Genomic DNA, 18,391 nt, shown 5'->3' with positions numbered 1-18,391 from the left:
CGGCGGCCACGACGCGGGCCGCCGCCGACTCGGCCGCCGCCGCGCCCCTGGCGAAGAGGGCGTCGGGGGCCAGTTCTCCCGCGTCCTCCATGCGCAGGTAGTTGGCCAGGACGCCGAAGATGTGCGCGGGCTCGTCGGACCAGCGCGGCACGCCCAGGTCGATCTCGGCGACGCCGCGGTGCCCGTACCTCTCCAGGAAGCGCGCGACGCCCTTCTGCGCCTTCGCCGGGAGCCGTCCGTCGCGGTAGAGGCGCACCAGCTCGCCGACCGAGTGCTCGCGGAAGGGCTCGGGCTCGACGCGGGTGGCCAGGGCCCACAGCTCCAGGTCCATCTCGGTGGTCGGGTTGTTGGGGACGCTGCGCAGCACGTCCTGCATCTCGCCGATCGGCACGCCGGACAGCCTGGACGCCAGCGCGAACAGCCCGTAACCCGTGATCACGATCGGCATGATCGAGACGATCACCGGGAAGGCGCCCCTGAGCATGCGCTCCGCGTGGTCCAGCCGCTCGGCCGGGCCGGCTCCGGCGGGGACGTGCAGCCGCCTGTCGAGCTCCGCGCCCAGCCGCCTGGTGTGACCGAGCGCCCGGCCCGGCCTGGTCAGCGCCTGCAGGACCCGGGCGGGCGCGTGCACGCGGCGGGCGAAGCGCGCCAGGCCGCGCGCGAACGGGCGGCGCGAGGTGTGGACGACCGACAGCCTCGGGTCCTGGACGAGCCGCTCCACCACGGCCGCGGCGCGCGCCTCGCCGAGGGTGAGCATCCTGGGGAGGACGGCCCTGCCCGCGCGGCTGCGTATCGCGGTGGTGATGTCGAACCACAGCCGCCCGCCCGACTCGGCGAGGAAGGGGGCGCCGTCGTGCGGGTTCTGGGGGGCGTAGCCGAACAGGCCCGCGCCGCCCGCGCTGATCAGCTTGAAGGCCGACAGGCCCATCGGGGTGAACGGCCCCATGACCCCCTGGGCGACGTTGACCGAGAAGTAGACGCGCAGGCCCTCTCGTCGCCTCTGGGGCAGCGGGTAGAGGGTGGTGATCGGCCGGGCCTGGGTGAGCCAGAGCGTCCCGCCCTCGTCGATCGCCCACTCGGTGTCCTGCGGAGCGCCGTAGTGCTCCTCGACGCGGGCGCCGAGCGCCGACAGGGCCCGGACCTGCGCGTCCGTCAGGCAGAAGCCGTCGTGGGCGGTCTCGACGCGTTCGGTGCCGCCGCCGGGCAGCGAGCGGATCGCCAGGCGCTTGTCGCCCGCGTGACGGTCGAGGATGTCGCCCGTCGCCGAGTCCACGACGAAACGGTCGGGGTTGACCGCGCCCGAGACCACGGCCTCGCCGAGCCCGGGGTTGGCGTCGATGACCGACTCGCGCCGCCTGCCCGTCACCGGGTTGGCGGTGAACATCACCCCGGCGACCCGCGCGTCCACCATGACCTGCACCACCACCGCCAGCCGCACCGAGGCGTGGTCGATGCCGTTGGAGTCGCGGTAGGCGACGGCGCGGTCGGTCCACAGCGAGGCCCAGCAGCGGCGCACCGCGTCGAGCAGCGCCTGCTCGCCGACCACGTTGAGGTAGGTGTCCTGCTGGCCGGCGAAGCTGGCGAAGGGCAGGTCCTCGGCCGTCGCCGACGAGCGGACCGCCACCGGCACGCCGTCACCAGGCCCGTCACCAGGCCCGTCACCATGCGCGTCGCCGAGCCCCCGGTACGCCTCCAGGATCGCCTCCGCCACGGCCTGCGGCATCGGGGTCTCCAGCAGCCGCGCCCTGGCCGCCGCCGCCAGGTCGTCACCGGCCGCGATCACCTCGTCCAGCGCCGCCGCCTCGGCGACCTGGCGGTACGCCTCCGTGGTCAGCACCCAGCCCGGCGGGACGGGCAGCCCGGCCCTGGTCAGCTCGCCCAGGTTGGCCGCCTTGCCGCCGACCTCGGCGAGCATGCCTGCGTCGATCTCGGTGAACCACAGCGCCGTCTTCATCAGGTGTACTCCCGGCCTTCATCGTCCCGCCACGAGTGTCGCGCCTTTCGGGAGAAAATTCAACACTTGATGAATGACAGGCCTTGGGACAGCCGTCATCGCACCTGGTACGTCGCGGGGATCGGGAGCCTCAGAACCGGAGCGGGAGGCCGTCGAGGCCCCACGACGACTCCGGCTCGATGCCGAGCTGGGCGAGGGCGGTCGGCCCCACGTCCACCAGCCTCGGCTCGCCGAGCGGGGCGCCGCCGAGCTCCTCGCCCAGGCGGCCGGCGATCACGAAGACCGTGCGCTCCTCGTCGGACACGCCCCCGTGCCCGCCCTCGTCCACGTGCCCGTGGTCGGTGGTGACCAGCACCGTCCACCGCTCCCCGGCGAAGGACGAACGCCGGCGGACGGCGTCGAGCAGCCGGCCGAGGTAGGTGTCCTGGAGGTGCAGCGCGTCGGCGTACTCCTGGCAGAGCGGGCCGAGTTCGTGCGCGACCTCATCGGTGTCGCCCAGGTAGACGAAGACGAGGTCGGGATCGGCCTGCGCGAGGTGGCGCTCGGCGGCCGCGGCGACCTGCTTGTCGGCGCCCGCGAAGGTGAGCGCGTACCCGTCGAGCACCAGGCGGGTGTCGATGGCGGCGCTGAACGCGCCGTGCTCGTCGAGCGCGGCCCAGGAGAAGAAGGCGGCGGTGTCGAGCTCGGGCCGGGCCGCCTTGGCGCGGGTCAGGAAGTCCGGATACGCGGCGAACCGCTGGCCGGCGAAGCCGTTGTCGACCACGCCGTGCTTGTCGGGCCACACCCCGGTCGCGATCGACGACCATCCGGGCCCGGAGTCAGTGCGCGACCTGATCAGCCGGCGGCCCTCCCGCCGCTCACCCGGCGCCGCGCCCTCCTCCGGGACGACCTGCCCCGGAGACTCGGTACGCGGCGCGGCGGCCTCGCCGTAAGGCAGCCTGCTCGTCCCGTACGCGCCGGACGACATCAGCCCGCCCAGGACGGGCGGGGCCACGGCGGTGACGCGGTCGAACCGCAGGCCGTCCATGCCGACGACGAGCACCTTGTCACGCACAGGGTCACGCACGGGGTCACACACGGGGGACTTCCTTCCAAGCTAGGGAGCGAAACGCCGCACCCAGGCGGACGCCCCCGGAAGGATCTCCTCGACCGGGGCGACCTGGGGATACCACGTGCGCTCCCACTCCAGCGACACCCACCCGTCGTAGCCCGCCCCGTGCAGCAGGTCCCCAGCTTCGTCCAGAGGCACCGACCCTGTCCACATCGGCACCGGCGTCGTGTTCTTAGCCGAGACCGCGTCCTTGACCTGGACGTAGGCGAGGTGGGGGCCGAGCGCGGCGAGCGTGTCAGCGGGGGCCTCGCCGTTGCGCCACGGGTGCAGCAGATCCCAGATCGCACCGGTGGTGTCGGGGCTGGCGGCCTCGTCGAGCAGCCTGGCCACAGCCGCGCCGGTGGCCATGAGGTCGTGCGTCTCGACGAGCGCGCGCACGCCCAGCTCGCGGGCCGTCCCCGAGACGGCTTTGAGCCGCCGCGCACCGACGGCCGGGTCCTCGCCGCGCGGGAACACCCGCACGCCCGGAGCCCCGAGGTCGGCGGCGAGGGTCAGGTCGGCGAGGAGCGCCTCGACGACCGGCTCGTCCGGCCCCGGCTCACAGACCCTGACGTATCCGGCGAGCGCCGATATCTCCAGGCCCGCCTGCTCGACGCGGTCGCGCACCGACCGGCGCTGTTGCCCCGTGAGCCCGCTGTGCACGCCGGTGTCGGGGTGCAGGCGCAGCTCCAGCCCCTGGCACCCGTTCACGGTGGCCACCTCGATCGCCCTGTCGAGCCCCTCGCCCGGCATCCCGAGCGTGCTGACCGCCAGCCTCATCGCGCCTCCCGCACGTCCCGCACGCTCTCGCGCAGGACCACCTCGCCCGCCACCTGTTCCACCACGGCCGCCTCCTCCGCCGTCAGCGCCAGCTCCAGCGCCCGCGCGCCCATGTCCTTCAGCGGCAGCCGCACCGTCGTCAGGCTGGGCACCTGGTCGCGGAGCGTGGCGATGTCGTCGAACCCGGCCACCGAGACGTCCTGCGGCACCCGGACGCCCCGCTCCCTGTAGGCGGCGAGCGCGCCCACCGCCATCACGTCGTTGACCGCGAACACGCAGGTCGCGTCGCCGGTCTGGCTCGCCGCCGCGTAACCACCGTCGCGGTCGAACGCGCCGTGGACGACGCGCGGCTTGGGCAGCCCCAGCTCGTCCAGCGCCTCGACGAAACCGGCGCACCGGTCGGAGGCGGTCATCAGCTGCGGCGGCCCCGCCAGCACGGCGAAGCGAGTGTGGCCGAGCTCGGCGAGCGCGCGGGCCAGGGCTGCCGCGCCCGCGCGGTTGGCGGGCGCGACCGTGTCGACGCCGAGCAGGTCCTGGCCCACGCAGGCGACCCTGCCGCCGCTGTCGAGGTAGCGGGCGATCTCCTGGCGGAGCCGCCCGGTGACCTCGGGGTCGGCGACGCGCGAGCCCGCGAGCAGCACGGCGCGCACCCGCTGCGCGTGCAGCGTCGCCACGTAGGCGATCTCCTGCTCAGGGTCGCGGTGCGTGGTACCCACCATGACGAGCAGGCCCTCGCCCGCGGCCGCGCGCATCGCCCCGTCGGCCAGCGCGGCGAAGTACGGGTCGGTCAGGTCGTGGACGACCAGGCCGATGACGTTGCTCGCCCCGCGGGCCAGTGTCTGGGCTGCGATGTTGGCGCGGTAGCCCAGCTCGTCGGCGGCCCGTTCGACACGGGCCCGCAACTCCGCGCCCACCTGGCGGGTGCTGCCGTTGAGCACGCGCGAGGCGGTCGCGAGCGAGACGCCCGCCTGCCTGGCGACGTCTTCCAGCGTGACCACGAGACCTCCCGGAAAGCGGTTTCCCAGTGTGCCAGACCGGCACCTGGGTCCGCATCCTTACATGTCTCAGGCCCAGGGGAACAGGTAATCAAACAGCCCCTTCTGGCTCTGGGTCGGGGTCGGGGCCGGCTGCTGCGTCGCCGGCGGCTGGGTGGTCTCCTGCTGCTCGGGCTTCGGCTGCTCGGTCTCGCGCTGCTGCTCCCGCACGCTGGTGTCGTCCGAGCTGTCCTTGATCGACGTCTTCGCCTCGGACGTGGACCGGTGGGTCGGCCTCGCCGACGCGACGCTGGTGCGAGTGGGCGTCGGGCGCGCGGACGGCTCACGGGTCGGCCGGACCCTGGTCGCCGTCGGGACCGGCGCCTTGGTCTGCGAGATCTCCGGCTCCGGCGTGTCCGACTCCGTGGGATCGGCCAGGGGCTCCTCGGTCTGCTCGGCCTCCTCCGGAGTCGCGGACTTCTCCGGCGTGCCGACCTGCCCGACGCTGGCGCAGTGGCCGCCCGAGCACGGGTCGTCCGAGGACGTGCTGGTCAGCATCCAGCCCGCGCCCGCGCCCAGCACCACGACCGCGGCGGCGGCCGCGACGAGGAGCTTGGTCCGGCGGCGGACCTCTTTGTCCCCGTGCTCGAGGTCCCCATGCTTGCCGCGGTCACCGTCGGGGTCGGACCAGCCGGAGCCCAGGAAGCCGCGCCTGGGGGCGTCCTGGTCGTCGTCGTGGGCCTCAAAGCCCTTGTCGAGCGGCAGGTAGGAGGGGTCGTCGCCGTCGGCGTACCGGTTGTCGCGGCCGGCGTCGCCGTCGGTGCGGAAGGCGCCGGAGTCCGAGCGGAAGGAGTCGTCGTCGGCGCGGAAGGCGCCGGAGTCCGAGCGGAAGGAGTCGTCGTCCGGACGGAAGGCGCCGGAGTCCGAACGGTAGGCGTCGGCGTCGGTGCGGAACGCGCCGGAGTCCGAGCGGTAGGCGTCGGCGTCCACACGAAGGGGGTCGCCGTCAGTCCGGAAGGTATCGGCGTCCGAGCGGTACAGGTCGGCGTCCGGGCGGATGGCGCCGACGTCCGCGCGGGACTTGTCGGCGTCCAAGGGGTCGGCGTCCAGAAGGTCGGGGCTGCCGGCACGCGCGGAGTACGCCTCGCCCTCGGTGAACTGCGGGCCGCCGGCCTCCTGCGGGACGTACTTCTCGGGGACGCCCGTACCGGGCGGCAGGATGTAGGTCTCGTTGCCCGACACCACGATGGCCGGCTGCTCATCGGTGTCGTCCGTGCTCCAACGCGGCGACAGCACGTCGCCGGTCATCTCCGGGTTTAACGGCCTCCCCTGCGCATCCTCATAGGGCCTGTCGTTCTCGTCGCGCGCCACGGTGGACCTCTCTAGTACGAATGCGGACCGTGACCTTTCATAACAGATCCGTCCATCTTTTGTCCGGAAATTTCACTCCAACACCTCACTTTTCTTCCATCACACGGCCTGTCAACCGTTTCAGCGCCCCCTCGATCGGGCAAGGCCCGCCGGTCACGCCGCCTTCCCCCGCCCTGACCGCCCCTCTGACAACCGGGCGCCCCTTGATCACCCTGGCGCTCTTCCTCGGCGCGCCGCCCACGCTGGCCGCCGCCCTCGTCTGCACGTTGGTTACTGGCGAGTAGCATAGGTGGGGAACCCCATCCAGAACGAGGAGCGAATCCGTGCCTTCCTCTCGTGACGTCGTGTTCGTCGACGGCGTGCGCACGCCTTTCGGCCGCTCGGGACCGAAAGGGCTGTACGCGGAGACCCGCGCCGACGACCTGGTCGTCCGCGTCATCCGCGAGCTGATCCGGCGCAACCCGGACCTGCCGCCCGAGCGTGTGGACGAGGTCGCGATCGCCGCGACCACCCAGATCGGCGACCAGGGCCTGACCATCGGCCGCTCGGCCGCCGTGCTGGCAGGGCTGCCCAAGACCGTGCCCGGCTACGCCATCGACCGCATGTGCGCGGGCGCGATGACCGCGGTCACCACGGTCGCGGGCGGCATCGCGTTCGGCGCGTACGACGTGGCGATCGCCGGCGGCGTCGAACACATGGGACGCCACCCGATGGGCGAGGGCGTCGACCCGAACCCGCGCTTCCTGTCGGAGCAGCTGGTCGACCCGAGCGCGCTGGTCATGGGCATGACGGCGGAGAACCTGCACGACCGCTACCCGACGATCTCCAAGGAGCGCGCGGACGCGTACGCGGTGCTGTCGCAGGAGAAGGTCGCCAAGGCGTACGCCGACGGCAAGATCCAGCCGGACCTGGTGCCCACCGCGATCAGGACGGCCGAGAAGGGCTGGGGCCTGGCGGTCGAGGACGAGGCTCCCCGTCCGGGCACCACCATGGAGGCGCTGAGCGGGCTGAAGACCCCGTTCCGCCCGCACGGGCACGTCACGGCGGGCAACTCCTCCGGCATCAACGACGGCGCCACGGGCTGCATCGTGGCCGCCGCTCCCACCGCCGAGGAGCTCGGCCTGCGGCCCAAGATGCGGCTGGTGTCGTACGCGTTCGCGGGCGTGGACCCCGAGGTGATGGGCGTCGGGCCGATCCCGTCCACGGAGCGGGCGCTGCGGCTGGCCGGGCTGTCGATCTCCGACATCGGCCTGTTCGAGATCAACGAGGCCTTCGCCGTCCAGGTGCTGGCCTTCCTGGAGCACTTCGGCCTCGCCGACGACGACCCGCGCGTGAACGCCTACGGCGGCGCGATCGCGTTCGGCCATCCGCTGGCCTCCTCGGGAGTGCGGCTGATGACGCAGCTGGCCAGGCAGTTCGGCGAGCGCCCCGACGTGCGCTACGGCATCACCACCATGTGCGTCGGCATGGGCATGGGCGGCACCGTGATCTGGGAGAACCTGGCATGAGCAACCTCGTGGAACTCGACACCTGGCGCTCGCTGCTCACCGAGCGCGACACGGACGAAGTCGTCACCAAGGCCCTGGTACGCGACGTGGAACTGCCCGGCGGGGCGGGCACGATGGCCCTGATCACCCTCGACAACGGCTTCGACCACACCAAGCCCAACACGTTCGGCCCACGCGGCCTGTTCGCGTTGAACGGCGCGATCTCCGAGATCGCCGCGCGCACCGACCTGGTGGCCGTGGGCGTCACGGGCAAGCCGTTCATCTTCGCCGTCGGCGCCGACCTCAAGGGGGCGGCCACCCTGGCGACGCGCGAGGAGGCGCTGGCGATCGGCGCGCTGGGGCACCACGTGTTCCGGCGGCTGGGCGAGCTGCCGATCCCGTCGTTCGCGTTCGTGAACGGCGCGGCGATGGGCGGCGGGCTGGAGATCGCGCTGCACTGCACGTACCGGACGATCTCCTCCGGGGTGCCGGCTGTCGCGCTGCCCGAGTGCTTCCTCGGCCTGGTGCCCGGGTGGGGCGGCACGCAGCTCCTCCCCCGCCTGATCGGCCCGGCGAACGCGATCAAGCTGGTGATCGAGAACCCGCTGTCGCAGAACCGCATGATCAAGGGGCCGCAGGCGTTCGAGCTGGGCGTCGCCGACGCGATGTTCGAGCCGGCCGACTTCCTGGAGGAGTCGCTGCGCTGGGCGTCGCGGGTCCTGAAGGAGGACGTCACCGTCGAGCGGGCCTCGCACGACGGCGACGACTGGGACAAGGCGGTCGGCGACGCGCGCTTCCTGGTGGACCTGAAGCTGCACGGCGCCTCCCCCGCGCCGTACCGGGCGCTCGACCTGATCTCCCAGGCCCGCACGGCCTCGCGTGACGACGGCTTCGCGGCCGAGGACGAGGCCCTGGCCGACCTGCTGATGAGCGACGAGCTGCGGGCCGGGCTCTACTCCTTCGACCTGGTGCAGCGGCGGGCCAAGCGGCCGGCCGGAGCGCCTGGCAAGGAGCTGGCCCGCAAGGTCACCAAGGTCGGCGTGGTCGGCGCGGGCCTGATGGCCTCGCAGATGGCGCTGCTGTTCGCCCGCCGCCTGGAGGTGCCGGTCGTGCTGACCGACCTCGACCAGGCCAGGCTCGACAAGGGCGTCGGCTACGTCCACGCGGAGGTCGACAAGCTGCTGGCCAAGGGCCGGGTCTCGGCCGACCAGGCGAACCGGCTCAAGGCACTGGTCACGGGCTCGCTCACCAAGGACGCCTTCGCCGACGCCGACTTCGTGATCGAGGCCGTCTTCGAGGACCTGGCCGTCAAGAAGCAGGTGTTCCGCGAGGTCGAGGCGGTCGTGTCGGCCGAGTGCGTGCTGGCCACCAACACCTCGTCGCTGTCGCTGACGGAGATGGGCGCCGAGCTGGAGCATCCCGAGCGGCTGGTGGGCTTCCACTTCTTCAACCCGGTGGCCGTGATGCCGCTGCTGGAGATCGTCAAGGGCGCCTCGACCGACGACGCCACGCTGGCCACGGCCTTCTCGGTCGGCAGGTCGCTGAAGAAGTCGTCGGTGCTGGTCAAGGACGCTCCGGCGTTCGTGGTGAACCGGCTGCTGACCCGCTTCATGGGCGAGGTCGTGGCCGCCGTGGACGAGGGCACGCCGCTGGAGGTGGCCGAGCACTCCCTGGACGACCTCGGGCTGCCGATGACGCCGTTCGCGCTGCTGCAGCTCGTCGGCCCGGCGGTCGGCCTGCACGTGGCCGAGACGCTGCACGAGGCGTTCCCCGGCCGGTTCGGCGTGTCGGAGAACATGGCCAAGCTGGTCGCGTCCGGCAAGCCGGGGGTCTACCGCCCAGACTTCTCGCTCGACCCGGAGGCGGTGGCGCTCTTCGCGGGCGGCACGTCGCCCTCTACGGCCGCCGAGGTGCGGCTGCGGGTGCTGGAGGCGCTGGCGGAGGAGGTCAGGCTCATGCTGGACGAGGGCGTGGTCGCCGCCGCGCAGGACATCGACCTGTGCATGATCCTCGGCGCGGGCTGGCCGTTCCACCTGGGCGGGATCACCCCGTACCTCGACAGGGCCGGCCTGTCCGACCCGAGGTTCCTGCCGCCGGGCGTGGCCTCGCTGCCCGCCTGACCGTGGAAGGCGCCGGACGCCGCGCCGGCGCCTTCTTTCTCCCCGCTCAGCCGGCCGAGCTGTCGGTCCTGGCCGCGCGGCTGTGGCGGTAGCCGTACGCGAAGTAGACCGCCGCGCCGACGACCATCCAGACCAGGAACCGCAGCCACGTCTCGATCGGCAGGTTCAGCATCAAGTAGAGGCAGGCCAGCACCGACAGGATCGGCAGCACCGGCACGAACGGCGTGCGGAAGGCGCGCGGCAGGTCGGGCCGCGTGCGGCGGAGGACGATCACACCGGCCGAGACCACCACGAACGCGAACAGCGTGCCGATGTTGACCAGCTCGGCCAGCTCGCTCAGCGAGATGAACCCCGACAGCAGCGCCGACACCACTCCGATGATCACCGTGAGGCGGGCGGGCGTGCCGAAGCGGGGATGCACCTTCGCCATCGGGCGCGGCAGCAGCCCATCTCGGCACATCGCGAACAGCACCCGGGTCTGCCCCAGCATCAGGATCATCACCACGGTGGTCAGGCCCGCGATCGCGCCGATGCTGATCAGCGCGGCCGCCCAGTGCTGGCCGACCGCGGCGAAGGCGTCGGCCAGCGGCGCCTTGATGCTGAGCTGGTCGTAGCGCTGCATGCCGACCACGACCAGCGAGACCGCGACGTACAGCACCGTGCAGATGGCGAGTGAGCCGAGGATGCCGCGCGGCAGGTCCCGCTGCGGATTGATGGTCTCCTCCGCGGCCGTGGCCACGACGTCGAACCCGATGAAGGCGAAGAACACGACCGCCGCCGCCGAGAAGACGCCGATCACGCCGTACGCCACGGGGGTGACGCCGAACAGCACCTGGATCAGCGGCGCCTTCAACCCCGCCACCGCCGGCGTCGCCCGCGCCGGCGGGATGAACGGCGAGTAGTTGGCGGCCTTGACGAAGAACAGCCCGGCCACGATGACCAGCAGGATCACCGCCACCTTGATGGTCACGATGACCAGGTTGACCCGCGACGACAGCTTGATCCCCGCCACCAGGACCACCGTGAGGAGCAGCACGATGACCATCGCGGGCAGGTTCACCACGGGGTTCTCGCCCGCGATCGCGTCGGGCAGGTGGACGCCGATCGAGTTCATCAGGGACGCGAAGTAGCCGGACCAGCCGACCGCGACCACCGCCGCGGCCAGGGCCATCTCCAGCATCAGGTCCCAGCCGATCACCCACGCGGGGAACTCCCCCAGCGTGGCGAACGAGAAGGTGTACGCCGACCCGGCCACCGGGATCGTCGAGGCGAACTCCGCGTAGCAGAGCGCGGCCAGCCCGCAGACCACGCCCGCGACGACGAAGGAGAGCGCCACGGCCGGGCCCGCGGTCTGCTTGGCCACCTGCCCCGTCAGCACGAAGATGCCGGTGCCGACGATGACGCCGATGCCGAAGACCGTCAGGTCGAGGGCGGTCAGGCGCTTTCGCAGCCGGTGCTCGGGCGCCTCCGTGTCGCGGATCGACTGCTCGACGCTCTTGGTGCGAAAGATATCCACAGCCGGTGATCTGCCCTCACCGGCTGTGATCATGCCTGTTTCAGCGGCGTGCGGGCTGGTTCTCGACGGAGGTGCTGCGCTTGGCGACCGCCTCGGTGATCTCGCGGGCGAGGTCCTGGCCGGTCAGGCCGATCTGACCGAGGATCTTGGCGCGCTTGGCGTGGTCGAGGAAGCGCTGCGGGATGCCGTAGGTGCGTACCGGGACGTCCACGTCGTGGTCGCGCAGCAGACGGGCCACCGCGTCGCCGACGCCGCCGACCCGGCCGTTGTCTTCGACGACCGCGACCAGTTTGTGCGCGCTCGCCGCCAGGGCGAGCGCCTCGTCGAGCGGCTTGACCCAGCGCGGGTCGACCACGGTCGCCGAGATGCCCTGCGCGTCGAGCAGGACGGCGGCGTCCATGCAGACCTGCGCCATCGGGCCCACGCCGACGAGCAGCACGTCGGCGTCGCCCGCCCTGAGCACGTCCATCTCGCCCAGCTTGCCGACCGCCTCCAGGGGCTCGGCGACCGGGCCCTTGGGGAAGCGCAGCACGGTCGGGGCGTCGGAGACGGCCACGGCCTCGTTCAGCAGCTCCGTCAGCCGGTCGCCGTCGCGCGGCACGGCGATCCGCAGGCCGGGGATCACCTGCAGGATCGACAGGTCCCACATGCCGTTGTGGCTGGCGCCGTCGTCGCCGGTGACGCCGGCGCGGTCGAGCACCACGGTGACGGGCAGCCGGTGCAGGGCGACGTCCATGAGGAGCTGGTCGAAGGCGCGGTTGAGGAAGGTCGCGTAGACGGCGACGACGGGGTGCATGCCGCCGAGCGCCAGGCCGGCGGCGCTGGTGAGCGCGTGCTGCTCGGCGATGCCGACGTCGTAGATGCGCTCGGGGTAGGCCTCGGCGAAGGCGGCCAGGCCGGTCGGGTGGAGCATGGCGGCCGTGATCGCCACGAGGTCTTCACGCTCCTTGCCGAGCCTGACCAGTTCCTCGCTGAACACGTTGGTCCAGATGCGGCCCTTGGGCTTCTCCATGCCGGTGATCTTGTCGAACGGGCCGGGGCCGTGGAACTGGTCCTCGTCGTGGTTCTCCGCCGGGGAGTAGCCGCGGCCCTTCTGGGTGAGCGCGTGCACGATGACCGGGCCGCCGAAGCCGCGGGCCTTGCGCAGTGCCGCCTCCATGGCCTGCTCGTCGTGGCCGTCGATGGGGCCGACGTACTTCAGGCCGAGGTCCTCGAACATGACCTGCGGGGCGATGGCGTCCTTGACGCCCTTCTTGATGCCGTGCAGCGCGTCGTAGAGCACCGGTACGTTGCCGAGCTTGTCCTTGACGTACTCCAGCACGTCCTCGTAGCGGCGGTTGACCCGCAGCTTGGACAGATGGGAGGCGAGGCCGCCGATCGTGGGCGAGTAGGAGCGGCCGTTGTCGTTGACGACGATGACCACCGGAAGGTCCTTGACCGCGGCGATGTTGTTGAGCGCCTCCCAGGCCATGCCGCCGGTCAGCGCGCCGTCGCCGATCACCGCGACCACGGTGCGGTCGCGCTCGCCGCGCAGCTTGAACGCCTTGGCCAGGCCGTCGGCGTAGGACAGGGCGGTGGAGGCGTGCGAGTTCTCGACGAAGTCGTGCTCGGACTCGGCCTGGCTGGGATAGCCGGACAGGCCGCCCTCCTGCTTGAGCGCCTCGAAGCCCGTGGCCCGGCCCGTCAGGAGTTTGTGCACGTACGCCTGGTGGCCGGTGTCCCAGACGATGGGGTCGGCCGGGGAGTCGAAGACGCGGTGCAGGGCGATTGTGAGTTCCACCACACCCAGGTTCGGGCCTAGGTGGCCGCCGAACCTGGAGCAGGCGTCGATGAGCAGGTCACGGATCTCCTCCGCCAGCTGCGGTAGCTCCTCCGCTGCGAGCCGTTTGACGTCGTGCGGTCCCTTGACTGAGCCCAGCAACCCGCTCACGGATCCCGTTCCCCTCTGCTCTTGTTCGCCGACGCGTCGAGTCTAGTTCGCGGACGCCACGCTGACTGCATCGAGTCAAATGCACCCATATTTGTCCGATCTTGACCTAGTCTTTTCACCACTATGAACGCTCTCCCCATGAAGAAGCTAACGTCCCTTATGGCCGCCGGGGTGGTTGTCGCCCTGGCGGGCGTGGGCACGGCGTCGGCTGAAGCACAACCAGTCCAGCAGGTCCAGCAGGCCCAGCAGCAGGCGGCGCCGCCGCGTGGCAAGGCCGCCGCGACTGCCAACCCGCTGTACCGGACCGGACGGCTCGCCAGTTCCAACTGCTCGCCCGGTAGTCTTCCGAAGGGCAGCACAAGCGCCTACAAGCGCTTCCTGACGCGCGTCACCGACTGCCTGAACCGGTCCTGGAGCACCCAGTTCCGCAAGGCCGGGCTGACGTTCAGCAAGCCGAGGCTCCGCATCATCACCAGCAAGGTGCGCACCCCCTGCGGCCCGTGGAGCGCCGGTGCCGACGGCATCTACTGCTCCACCGACCGCACGATGTACATGCTGATCACCCGGTCGCAGCTCCGTAACCCGTTCGCCCTGGGCATCACCCGCCTGATGGCGCACGAGTACGGTCACCACGTCCAGTCCCAGTCCGGCATCTGGAACTACTACTGGGCCGCCAGGAACAGCGCGGGCAAGTCCGCCCAGCTCCAGCTGTCCCGCCGGTCCGAGCTGCAGGCCGAGTGCTTCTCCTCGGTCTTCATGAACACGGTCCGGGACACCCTGCCGGTCGACCCGGGCGAGTGGGACTACACCGTCGACTGGTTCCGCAAGAACGGCGCCAAGGGCTGGCCGCAGAACGACCACGGTCGCGGCCCGACCCAGGCTGCGTGGATGAACCGCGGCTTCAGCTCCGGTTCGCCGGGCGCCTGCAACACCTGGACGGCCTCGGCGCGCGCCGTCTCCTGACGTCCAGCTCCGCAACTGCTCGCCCATGCGGCCCGCGCCGGTCTCGGCGCGGGCCGCACTGCATTCCGGACGAGCTACCGCAAAAATGGGCTAACGCCGCCGCATGTGGTGGTCTAAGATCCGCGATCGTGCGTATCCCCCTTATCGCAGCGTCTGTGTGCATGGTGGCGGGCCTGGCGTTGTCCGGCACCGCCCATGCGGCGACGGTGCCCACCACGGCTCCGGTGGCCGCGCCCGCCGCGCTCCCGTCCGTGCTCCCGTCCGTGCTCACCAAGAACAAGATCTACCGCTCGGGAACCGCGTCGACGCTGTCGTGCGCGATCCCCGCGATCCGCGAGGGCAGCGCGGCCTCGCTCGAGACCTTCCACCGGGCGATGGCCGCCTGCGCCAACCGCTTCTGGGCCACCAGGTTCCGGGCGGCGGGCATGCGCTACAGCCCGCCGAAGATCGCCATCACGACCGGCAGCGGCTCGGTCTGCGGGAAGATCACCAGCAACGGCGCGCAGTACTGCCCGGCCCAGCGCACGATCGCGATCCGGATCATGAAGCGCGACCTGCGGGACCCGTTCAGGATGAACATCGCGCACTCCGTCGCGCACGAATGGGGGCACCACGTGCAGGAGCTCACCGGCATGCTGGACGCGCAGAACGTGCTGTACTGGCGCGCCTCGGGCAGCGCCCGCACGATCCTCAGCCACCGCCTGGAGATGCAGGCCGAGTGCTTCGCCGGCGTCTTCTACAGCGCCACGCTGGACTCGATCGACCCCGGGATCACCTGGGAGCAGTGGGTGGACGCCGTCAGCAGGGCCGGCGAGAGCAAGATCCACGGCAGGCCGGCCAACCTCGCCTACTGGCAGGACCGCGGCTACAGCCGCGGCTCGGCCCGCTCCTGCAACACCTGGACCGCCGCCAGAGCCGACGTCTCCTAGCGCAGGTTCTACCCGCCGGCCCTCGCCAGGACCTCCAGAGGGTCGGCCAGGACGTTGGAGAAGGCCAGCTCGGCGGCGCCGACGAGGGTCGCGTCGTCGGCCAGGGCCGAGGTGCGCAGCCGCAGCCGCTCCCGCTGCGGCGCCATCGCGTTCAGCGCGAGCTGGCTGCGCACCTGGGCCGCCGAGCCGAGATAGACCTCCCGCAGCACCCCCCCGAAGATCACCATCTCCGGGTTGAAGATGTTGACCAGGTTCGACACGCCCAGCCCGAGCCAGTAGCCCACCCGGCTCAGCGCCTCCTGCGCCACGATGTCGCCCCTGTCGGCGGCGTCGACGACCGCGCGGACCGCGTCGCGCCCGTACTGCTCCCCCACCAGCCGGCCCGCCGACTCCAGCAGCGCCCGCTCCCCCACCTCGGCCTCCAGGCAGCCGCGCGAGCCGCAGCCGCAGGCGCGCCCGCCCGGGTTGACGACCATGTGCCCGACCTCACCGCCGTACCCCTCGTGCCCGCCGAGCAGGTGGCCGCCCGCGATGATGCCGCCGCCGATGCCGACGTCACCGTGCAGGTAGACGAGGTCGCGGACGCCCGCGCCGACACCCCTGCTGTGCTCGGCCAGCGCCGCCAGGTTCGCGTCGTTGCCCACGCTGACCGGCAGCCCGAGGCCCAGCCTGCGGCCCAGCTCCTCGCCGAACGGCACCTCCTCGGCCAGCAGGTTCGGGCCGAACCTGATCACGCCGTCGCCCTTGCGCACGCCTCCCGACACCGCGGCCGCCACGCCGACGCAGACCGTGTCGGCCCTGGTCCTGCGGCGCATCTGCCTGGCGACCCCGGACAGCGTGCCGGCCAGCTCGTCCAGCTCGAACGGGCCGCGGCGGCGGGCCGCCACCCTGCGGTCGAGGATCACCCCGCCCAGGCCGACGCGCGCCACCGCGATCCGGTCGGGACCGACGTCGAAGGCGAACACGTACACCCGCGCCGACTCGGGACGCACCACCAGCGACGGCCGCCCGGCGCGGCCCGTCTCGCGCGGCAGCTCCTCCCTCACCAGCCCGGCGGCGGTGAGGTCGGAGGTCAGGGCCATGATCGTGCTGCGGTTCAGGCCCATCCGCGAGGTCAGCTCGGCCCGCGAGATCGGCCCGCTCAGATGGACATGGCGCAGCAGCGCGCCGAGGTTGTGGCGCCTGATGTCCTCCTGAGAGGGGCCGGCACGCATCGTCTGAGGTTCCTTGGACGGCTGGAAGTCGCTGATCACCTTAGACCAGCGGCAGCCGCCCGTTTGCGCGCCAGGGCGTCGACACCCGCGGCGAGCAGCAGGACGAACCCGGTGACCAGGTACTTGACGCTCGCACCGTACTGCATCAGGCCCATCCCGTTGTCGATGACCGCGATGACCGCGCCGCCGAGCACGGCGTCCAGGACCCGCCCCTTGCCGCCGAACAGGCTCGTGCCGCCGATCACGGCCGCGCCGACCGCGTACAGCAGCACCGAGCTGCCGCCCGTGTTCGGGTCCACCGAGCTGGCCCTGGACGCGGCGATGACGCCGCCGACGGCGGCCATCGAGGAGCAGATCACGAACGCGGTGATCTTGATCCGGTCCACGGCGATGCCGGCCCTGCGTGCCGCCTCCGCGCTGCCGCCGACCGCGTAGATGTGCCGTCCGAACGCGGTGCGGCGGAGCACGAACGTCCACGCCAGCAGCAGCCCGAGGATCACGGGCACCACGATGGGCACGCCGGTGAGCGACGTGAGCTGCGGGTTGAAGCTGCGCTCCAGGTTGAGGACGTACACCGCGAGGCCGGCGATGACCGCGAGCGCGCCGCCCCTGGCGGCGATCAGCGAGAGCGGCTCCGAGACCAGCCCCCGCCTGGCCCGCCTGCGCGCCCGCGTGAGCTGGACCCCGGCGTAGCCCGCGACGCAGACCGCGTACAGCGCCCAGCCCAGCGCGGGCGGCAGGTTCTTCTGCGCGACCGCCCTGATGACCGGGTCGTTGATGGAGATGTTCGTGCCCTCGTCCACCAGCACCAGGGCGAGGCCCTGGAAGGCGAGGAACGCGGCCAGCGTCACCACGAACGACGGGATGCCCACCTTGGCCACCAGCGTGCCGAGGGCCGTCCCGATGACCACGCCGCTGAGGATCGCCGCCGCCACCGAGACGTACCACGGCAGCCCCATGTTGGTCAGCGTCACCGCCAGGACCGCGGCGCACACGCCGCTGGTGAACCCCGCCGACAGGTCGATCTCGCCGAGCAGCAGCACGAACACCAGGCCCATCGCGATCACGGTGACCGCCGCGCCCTGGGTGAACAGGTTGGCGAAGTTGATCGCAGTGAGGAAGCTGGGACGGGCGACGGCGAAGGCCGTGCAGAGCACGACCAGGCCGAGCACGGCCGGCAGCGCACCCATGTCGCCGCCGCGCACCCGCTCCACGTAGGCGCGGGAGCTGTTGGCGATCGACGGCGACCTGACGGCCGTGACGAGCGCCTCGCCGGGCAGTTCCTTCACTTTGCTCATGGGGTGACCCCGTTCCTGAGTCCGAGGTCACCGCTGCGGCCGGAGGTGATCAGCTCGACCACCTGGGCGTGCGTCACGTCGGCGGTCCTGACCTGGGCGGCCATCCTGCCGAGGTAGAGCGCCGCGATCCGGTCGGAGACGGCGAACACGTCGTTCATGTTGTGGGAGATGAGCACGACCGCGAGCCCCGTGTCGGCGAGCCTGCGCACCAGCTCCAGCACCTGCGCCGTCTGGGCGACGCCCAGCGCCGCGGTCGGCTCGTCAAGGATGACGACCTTGCTGTTCCACAGGACGGCCTTGGCGATGGCGACGGTCTGCCGCTGGCCGCCCGACAGGCTGGAGACCTGCTGCCTGATGGATTTCACGGTACGCACCGACAGGCCGTTGAGCGTCTTCTCGGCCAGTTCCTCCATGGTGTCCTCGTCCAGGACGAGCCCGCTGCGGCGCTCCCTGCCGAGGAACATGTTCTGGACGATGTCGAGGTTGTCGCAGAGCGCGAGATCCTGGTAGACGATCTCGATGCCCAGCTCGCCCGCGTCGCGCGGGGTGTTCACCTGGACGGGGCGCCCGTCGAAGAGGATCTCGCCCGCGTCGATCGGATAGCTGCCGCCGATGCACTTGACCAGCGTCGACTTGCCCGCGCCGTTGTCGCCGACCAGCGCGGCGACCTCTCCGGCGTAGGCGGAGAAGGACACGTTGTGCAGGACCTGGACGGGACCGAAGCTCTTGTCGATCCCGCGCGCTTCAAGCAGGGGGGTCATGAGG

The 18,391-nt window shown here is 71.7% G+C and carries 14 protein-coding genes; 4 read left to right on the top strand and 10 right to left on the bottom strand.

Annotated features, from left to right (window positions below; all coding sequences use genetic code 11):
• From ABZ297_RS20405 to ABZ297_RS20385, 5 genes are all read right to left on the bottom strand, one after another.
• Positions 1–1,954: PEP/pyruvate-binding domain-containing protein (locus ABZ297_RS20405; RefSeq protein WP_355348142.1), on the bottom strand; the 1,954-nt coding region annotated here is incomplete at its 3' end.
• A gap of 130 nt (positions 1,955–2,084) precedes the next feature.
• Entirely contained in the window at positions 2,085–3,020 is a 936-nt protein-coding gene (locus tag ABZ297_RS20400; RefSeq protein WP_355348139.1) for an alkaline phosphatase family protein, read from the bottom strand.
• Positions 3,021–3,050: 30 nt separating this feature from the next.
• Complete coding sequence (locus tag ABZ297_RS20395; protein ID WP_355348136.1) at positions 3,051–3,824, bottom strand: TIM barrel protein; 774 nt, start codon at positions 3,822–3,824, stop codon at positions 3,051–3,053.
• Positions 3,821–4,822, bottom strand: a complete 1,002-nt coding sequence (locus tag ABZ297_RS20390) for a LacI family DNA-binding transcriptional regulator (RefSeq protein ID WP_355348133.1) — start codon at positions 4,820–4,822, stop codon at positions 3,821–3,823. The genes ABZ297_RS20395 and ABZ297_RS20390 overlap by 4 nt, the downstream gene beginning before the upstream one ends.
• A gap of 66 nt (positions 4,823–4,888) precedes the next feature.
• On the bottom strand, positions 4,889–6,106 hold the full coding sequence (locus tag ABZ297_RS20385; protein WP_355348130.1) for a hypothetical protein: 1,218 nt from the start codon (positions 6,104–6,106) through the stop codon (positions 4,889–4,891).
• Between the two features lie 386 nt (positions 6,107–6,492).
• On the opposite strand from ABZ297_RS20385, the gene ABZ297_RS20380 reads away from it, so the two are divergent.
• Complete coding sequence (locus ABZ297_RS20380; RefSeq protein ID WP_355348128.1) at positions 6,493–7,677, top strand: thiolase family protein; 1,185 nt, start codon at positions 6,493–6,495, stop codon at positions 7,675–7,677.
• Entirely contained in the window at positions 7,674–9,776 is a 2,103-nt protein-coding gene (locus tag ABZ297_RS20375) for a 3-hydroxyacyl-CoA dehydrogenase NAD-binding domain-containing protein (RefSeq protein ID WP_355348125.1), read from the top strand. Before ABZ297_RS20380 ends, ABZ297_RS20375 begins: the two co-directional genes overlap by 4 nt.
• A gap of 46 nt (positions 9,777–9,822) precedes the next feature.
• Here the strand turns inward: ABZ297_RS20375 and ABZ297_RS20370 are convergent, their stop codons facing one another.
• Both ABZ297_RS20370 and dxs read right to left on the bottom strand, forming a co-directional pair.
• The gene (locus ABZ297_RS20370; RefSeq protein WP_355348122.1) at positions 9,823–11,292 is read right to left on the bottom strand and encodes an amino acid permease; all 1,470 of its coding nucleotides are present in this window, start codon (positions 11,290–11,292) and stop codon (positions 9,823–9,825) included.
• A gap of 40 nt (positions 11,293–11,332) precedes the next feature.
• Positions 11,333–13,213 (bottom strand): 1-deoxy-D-xylulose-5-phosphate synthase, encoded by a 1,881-nt coding sequence (gene dxs, locus ABZ297_RS20365; RefSeq protein WP_355348148.1) that lies wholly within the window; start codon positions 13,211–13,213, stop codon positions 11,333–11,335.
• A 147-nt stretch (positions 13,214–13,360) separates the two neighbouring features.
• On the opposite strand from dxs, the gene ABZ297_RS20360 reads away from it, so the two are divergent.
• Positions 13,361–14,185 carry a neutral zinc metallopeptidase gene (locus ABZ297_RS20360; protein ID WP_355348119.1) on the top strand — a complete coding sequence of 275 codons (825 nt, stop codon included), beginning with the start codon at positions 13,361–13,363 and terminating at the stop codon, positions 14,183–14,185.
• 128 nt (positions 14,186–14,313) lie between these two features.
• Positions 14,314–15,114 carry a neutral zinc metallopeptidase gene (locus tag ABZ297_RS20355; RefSeq protein WP_355348117.1) on the top strand — a complete coding sequence of 267 codons (801 nt, stop codon included), beginning with the start codon at positions 14,314–14,316 and terminating at the stop codon, positions 15,112–15,114.
• Positions 15,115–15,122: 8 nt separating this feature from the next.
• On the opposite strand, the gene ABZ297_RS20350 is transcribed toward ABZ297_RS20355, so the two are convergent.
• Genes ABZ297_RS20350 through ABZ297_RS20340 form a run of 3 tightly spaced genes read right to left on the bottom strand, consistent with a single transcriptional unit; the run spans position 15,123 to position 18,387 of the window.
• Complete coding sequence (locus ABZ297_RS20350; RefSeq protein WP_355348114.1) at positions 15,123–16,328, bottom strand: ROK family transcriptional regulator; 1,206 nt, start codon at positions 16,326–16,328, stop codon at positions 15,123–15,125.
• Between the two features lie 35 nt (positions 16,329–16,363).
• Positions 16,364–17,626, bottom strand: coding sequence for an ABC transporter permease (locus tag ABZ297_RS20345; protein WP_355348111.1), 1,263 nt, complete (start codon positions 17,624–17,626; stop codon positions 16,364–16,366).
• Positions 17,623–18,387: an ATP-binding cassette domain-containing protein gene (locus ABZ297_RS20340; RefSeq protein WP_350809414.1), complete on the bottom strand. Its 765-nt coding sequence runs from the start codon at positions 18,385–18,387 to the stop codon at positions 17,623–17,625. The genes ABZ297_RS20345 and ABZ297_RS20340 overlap by 4 nt, the downstream gene beginning before the upstream one ends.
• Between the last annotated feature and the right edge of the window lie 4 nt (positions 18,388–18,391).

Source organism: Nonomuraea sp. NPDC005983 (genome assembly GCF_040614375.1).
GTDB lineage: Bacteria > Actinomycetota > Actinomycetes > Streptosporangiales > Streptosporangiaceae > Nonomuraea.
Note: the sequence above shows the minus strand (reverse complement) of the source record. Positions and strands in the feature narration are given on the sequence as shown.

Coding starts and splice junctions, on each gene's coding strand:
- ABZ297_RS20395 (WP_355348136.1), bottom strand. CDS start 3,824: ATGAGGCTGGCGGTCAGCACGCTCGGGATGCCGGGCGAGGGGCTCGAC.
- ABZ297_RS20360 (WP_355348119.1), top strand. CDS start 13,361: ATGAAGAAGCTAACGTCCCTTATGGCCGCCGGGGTGGTTGTCGCCCTG.
- ABZ297_RS20345 (WP_355348111.1), bottom strand. CDS start 17,626: ATGAGCAAAGTGAAGGAACTGCCCGGCGAGGCGCTCGTCACGGCCGTC.
- ABZ297_RS20385 (WP_355348130.1), bottom strand. CDS start 6,106: ATGACCGGCGACGTGCTGTCGCCGCGTTGGAGCACGGACGACACCGAT.
- ABZ297_RS20340 (WP_350809414.1), bottom strand. CDS start 18,387: ATGACCCCCCTGCTTGAAGCGCGCGGGATCGACAAGAGCTTCGGTCCC.
- ABZ297_RS20350 (WP_355348114.1), bottom strand. CDS start 16,328: ATGCGTGCCGGCCCCTCTCAGGAGGACATCAGGCGCCACAACCTCGGC.
- ABZ297_RS20375 (WP_355348125.1), top strand. CDS start 7,674: ATGAGCAACCTCGTGGAACTCGACACCTGGCGCTCGCTGCTCACCGAG.